Origin of the sequence: Kitasatospora sp. NPDC057542 (genome assembly GCF_042801945.1) — a bacterium.
Lineage (GTDB): Bacteria > Actinomycetota > Actinomycetes > Streptomycetales > Streptomycetaceae > Kitasatospora.
Window position 1 is genome coordinate 1 of the sequence record NZ_JBHVFE010000646.1, and the last position, 3,888, is coordinate 3,888.

4 protein-coding genes are annotated in these 3,888 nt (G+C 75.5%); all 4 read right to left on the reverse strand.

Annotated features, from left to right (window positions below; all coding sequences use genetic code 11):
- Positions 1-119: 119 nt before the first annotated feature.
- Positions 120-1,325 (reverse strand): HAMP domain-containing sensor histidine kinase, encoded by a 1,206-nt coding sequence (locus ACFU7Y_RS41370; protein WP_224283496.1) that lies wholly within the window; start codon positions 1,323-1,325, stop codon positions 120-122.
- Positions 1,322-2,140: a response regulator transcription factor gene (locus ACFU7Y_RS41375; RefSeq protein WP_224283495.1), complete on the reverse strand. Its 819-nt coding sequence runs from the start codon at positions 2,138-2,140 to the stop codon at positions 1,322-1,324. Before ACFU7Y_RS41375 ends, ACFU7Y_RS41370 begins: the two co-directional genes overlap by 4 nt.
- The gene (locus ACFU7Y_RS41380) at positions 2,137-2,982 is read right to left on the reverse strand and encodes a hypothetical protein (RefSeq protein WP_224283494.1); all 846 of its coding nucleotides are present in this window, start codon (positions 2,980-2,982) and stop codon (positions 2,137-2,139) included. Before ACFU7Y_RS41380 ends, ACFU7Y_RS41375 begins: the two co-directional genes overlap by 4 nt.
- Positions 2,983-3,112: 130 nt before the next feature.
- Positions 3,113-3,888, reverse strand: a 776-nt coding sequence (locus ACFU7Y_RS41385) for a class F sortase (RefSeq protein ID WP_380771563.1), incomplete at its 5' end; no start/stop codon positions are given.

Genomic DNA, 3,888 nt, shown 5'->3' on the forward strand with positions numbered 1-3,888 from the left:
TGATCCGGGTTCGTCTTGTAAAGCGGGGGTCGTCGGTTCGAACCCGACAGGGGGCTCGGCGCAGACGGGAAGGGCCGGTCCGACGGGTGTCGGGCCGGCCCTTTCGCTGTCGGCCGGGGTCAGTCCGACGGCAGGACGAGGATGGCCAGCGCGCCGCCGTCGGGGTGGTTGGCGAAGGTCAGGGTGGCACCGATGACGCGGGCGTGGCCGCTGGCGATGGTGAGGCCGAGGCCGTGGCCGCGGCCTCGTTCGGGGGCGTTGGTGCGGAAGCGCTGCGGGCCGTGCCGGAGGAGGTCCTCGGGGTAGCCGGGGCCGTGGTCGCGGACGGTGATCCGCAGGCCGTCGACGTGCAGGTGGACCGGGCCGGCGCCGTGGCGGTGGGCGTTGAGGATCAGGTTCCCGAGGATGCGGTCCAGCCGGCGCAGGTCGGTGCGGACCTGCCGGTCGGCGGTGATGTCGACGGTGACGTCCAGACCGGTGAGGGAGACGGTGCGGCGTGCCGCGCGCTCCAGCGGGACGGCGGACAGGTCGGGGGACTCGGCGTCCGCGTCCAGGCGGGAGACCTCCAGCAGGTCCTCGACCAGGCCGCGCAGCGCCTGGACCCGGTTCTGTACGAGCTGGGTGGGGCGCCCGGGCGGCAGCAGTTCGGCGGCGGTGACCAGCCCGGTGAGCGGGGTGCGCAGCTCGTGGGCGACGTCCGCGGTGAAGCGCTGTTCGTCCTCCAGCCGCCGGTGCAGGGTGCGGGACATCAGGTCGACGGCGGCGGCGAGGTCGGCCACCTCGTCCTTGCCGTCGACGAGTTCGCCGATCCGGGTGTCCGTCCCGCCGGCCGCGATGCCCCGGGCGGCGGTGGCCGCGGTGCGCAGCCGGCGGCTGATCCGGTCGGCGACGAGCACGCCGGCCAGCACGGTGGTGAAGACCGCGGCGACGACGGTGAGCAGGATGATCCGGTCCAGGTCGGCGATGGCCTGCCGGTCCTGGGCGAAGTCGACCCGGACGGACAGCACCCCGTCCTGCACCGGGCCGGCCGCCCACATTGACTCGCCGGTGCCGTCGGCGGCGAGCAGCGAGCCGTGCCGGCCGCCGTCGACGAGGGCGCGCAGCCGGCCGGGCAGGGCCGGGTCGTTCACGGCCGCGCCCCGGTCGGTCGGCTTGCCGCCGCGTTCGTAGTCGGCCAGTGCGGAGTCGAGGGCGGTGAGCGCGGAGGAACGGGCCTGGTCGACGTGCTGACGGATCATCGCCTGGTGGACCAGCAGGCCGACGGCCACCGCGACCAGGACGGCGATGGCGGCGACGGCGGTGGCGATCTGGCGGCGCAGGGTCATGCCGGGCGCCGCAGCTTGTAGCCGAACCCGCGGACGGTCTCGATCCGGCCGGAGCCGATCTTGGCGCGCAGCCGCTGCACGTGGACGTCCACGACCCGGGTGTCGGCGCCCCACTCGTAGTCCCAGACGCGTTCGAGCAGGGTGGAGCGCTCCAGCACGATCCCGGGCGCGGCGGTGAACTCCAGCAGCAGCCGCAGCTCGGTGGGGGTGAGCGGGACGAGGCGGCCGTCCACCCGGACCTCCATGCTGTCGGTGTCCACCTGGAGGCCGTCGAAGCTGCGCACGGCGACGGGAGAGGCGGGCGAGGAAGGAGGGGAAGGAGGGGAAGAGGGGACGGCGGGGGAAGAGGGGGTGGTCGGGGAAGCCGACGGGGCCTCCGGCGGCAGCGGGGAGTCGACCGCCGGGACGACCCGGATACGGCGCAGCACCGTACGGATCCGGGCGACCAGGACGGCGCTCTCGAAGGGCTTGACCACGTAGTCGTCCGCCCCGGCCTCCAGCCCGGAGACCACGTCCACCGGGTCGGTCCGGGCGGACATCATCAGGATCGGCAGCTGGCTCTCCTCCCGGATCCGGCGGCAGAGGCCGACCCCGTCGAGCAGCGGCAGCATGACGTCCAGCAGGAGCAGGTCGGGCCGGACGGCGTGGAAGGCCTCCAGTCCCTCCAGGCCGTCGGCCGCGGTGGTGACCGGGAAGCCGTAGCGTTCCAGGGCCATCCGGGTGGCCTCGCGGATCACCTCGTCGTCCTCGACCAGCAGGATGTGCGGGTGGGCGGGAGTGGCGCCGGGGGTGGCGGGGGTGCCTGCGGGGGTCATCGCTTCGCTTCCGGGAGCACGACGGGGGCGGTGGGCTCGGAGGACGGCCGGGCGGGGCGCGGGGCCGGGACGACGGCATCGGGGGCCGTCTTCTTCGGCGCGGACGGGGTGGGGCGTGCCGGGGGCGGGACGGGCTCGGCCGCGGTGGCGGCCGGCCGGCCGGTGTCCGTGCCGGTGGGCGGGAGCACGCCGACGCCCTCGTCGAGGCGGTCCTTCAGGGCGAGCCTGGTCCCGTCCCACTGGTAGTGGCTGCTGGTCCGGACGTAGGCGCTGGTCGGCTCGAACAGCCACAGGTCGGTGCCGATGGTCGCGGCGTTGAACATCGGCTGGACCTGTACCCGGAGGACGGGCAGCAGGCGGTCCTCGACGAGTGTGTAGACGTGCAGCACGACCGGTCCGGGGGTGGTGACGACGGTGATCAGCTCGGGCTGTCCGTCCCCGGTGAGGTCGCGGAACTCGGGGGCGCGGACCTCGCACCCGGCGCAGGAGCCGAGCGCCTGGCGCTCCTCCAGGCTCACCTTCGGATCCTTGGCGAGGACGGTGCGGACGTCGACCGCGGTGATGTCGCGCCCGGGGACGGTCAGGTCCGGTACGGGCTGTGGCGGCTCCTGGGCGACGCCGGTCGCGGGCGTGGCCGGCGGCGGAGAGGTGGGCAGCTGCGGCCAGAGCGCCCGGGTCACCGGCGGTGGCGTGACGGCCTGGGCCGGGCCCTGGTCGCTCAGGCCGCCGGGGGTGGCCCGGCCGAAGGCGAGGGCGGCGAGGGCGAGGACGACGACCAGGCCGGCCAGGGTGGCCACCGGGACGGCGCCGGGCCGGCGGCGGGGTGCTCGTGTTGCTGCCACGGTCGGTGCTCGTCCTCCTGGTCTGTGGCGACGCCGGGGTTCGCCGCTCCCGTCACGGCCCCGGGTGGTAGGTCGCGCGGACGGCGGCCGATGGTTCCGCGAGGCACTTCGTACGGCCGGTACCGGGTCGTCAGGCCAGGTCCGCCAGCACGATGATGTTGTCCGTCCAGTGGCCGTCCGAGCCGATCCGCCCGCCGCAGGTGATCAGCCGGAGCGCGGGCGCGGGCGTGTCGCCGTACACCTGCTCGGTCGGGAAGCGGTCCTTGGCGGCCTGGAGCAGCGTGCGGACCTTGAAGTCCACGGTGCTGCCGTCCGCGCGTCGGATCCGGATCAGCTCGCCGGGCCGCAGTTTCGGCAGCTGCTTGAAGACCGCCGGGCCGTGCACGGTGTCGTAGTGCCCGATGAGCACGGCGGGGCCGGGCTCGCCGGGGGTGGGGCCGTTGCGGTACCAGCCGACCTCGTCGCCCCGGTCGGCCGGTGGCACCTCGACCGTGCCGTCGGGGTTCAGGCCGAGGTCGGCCACCGGTGCGTCCACCCCGACGGAGGGGACCAGCAGGCGGGTCGGCGGTGAGGGCGTGAACGGCTTGGCGGCGGTGGGCGCACTGTGCTCGGTGCCGGTCGTGGCCGGGGCGCCCGGGGCCGCCGCGGGGATGTCGGTGCCGGCGCCGTGGCCGGAGGTCTCGACCCGCACCACCGGGGTCTCCCGGCCGGACAGCGCGAGTGAGGTGCCGAGCACCAGACAGAGCAGGCCCGCGGTGCCGAAGGCGGTGCGGCGCAGGGGTCCGGGGCCGGGCCGGGCGGCGCGTCGGCGCCCCCGCCGGTGTCCCTTGGCGCGTCGGCGGCTGTCGGTCCCCGCCACCGGGGCGGCCCCGGCGCCGCTTCCCCGACTGGCCGGGTACGGGGCTG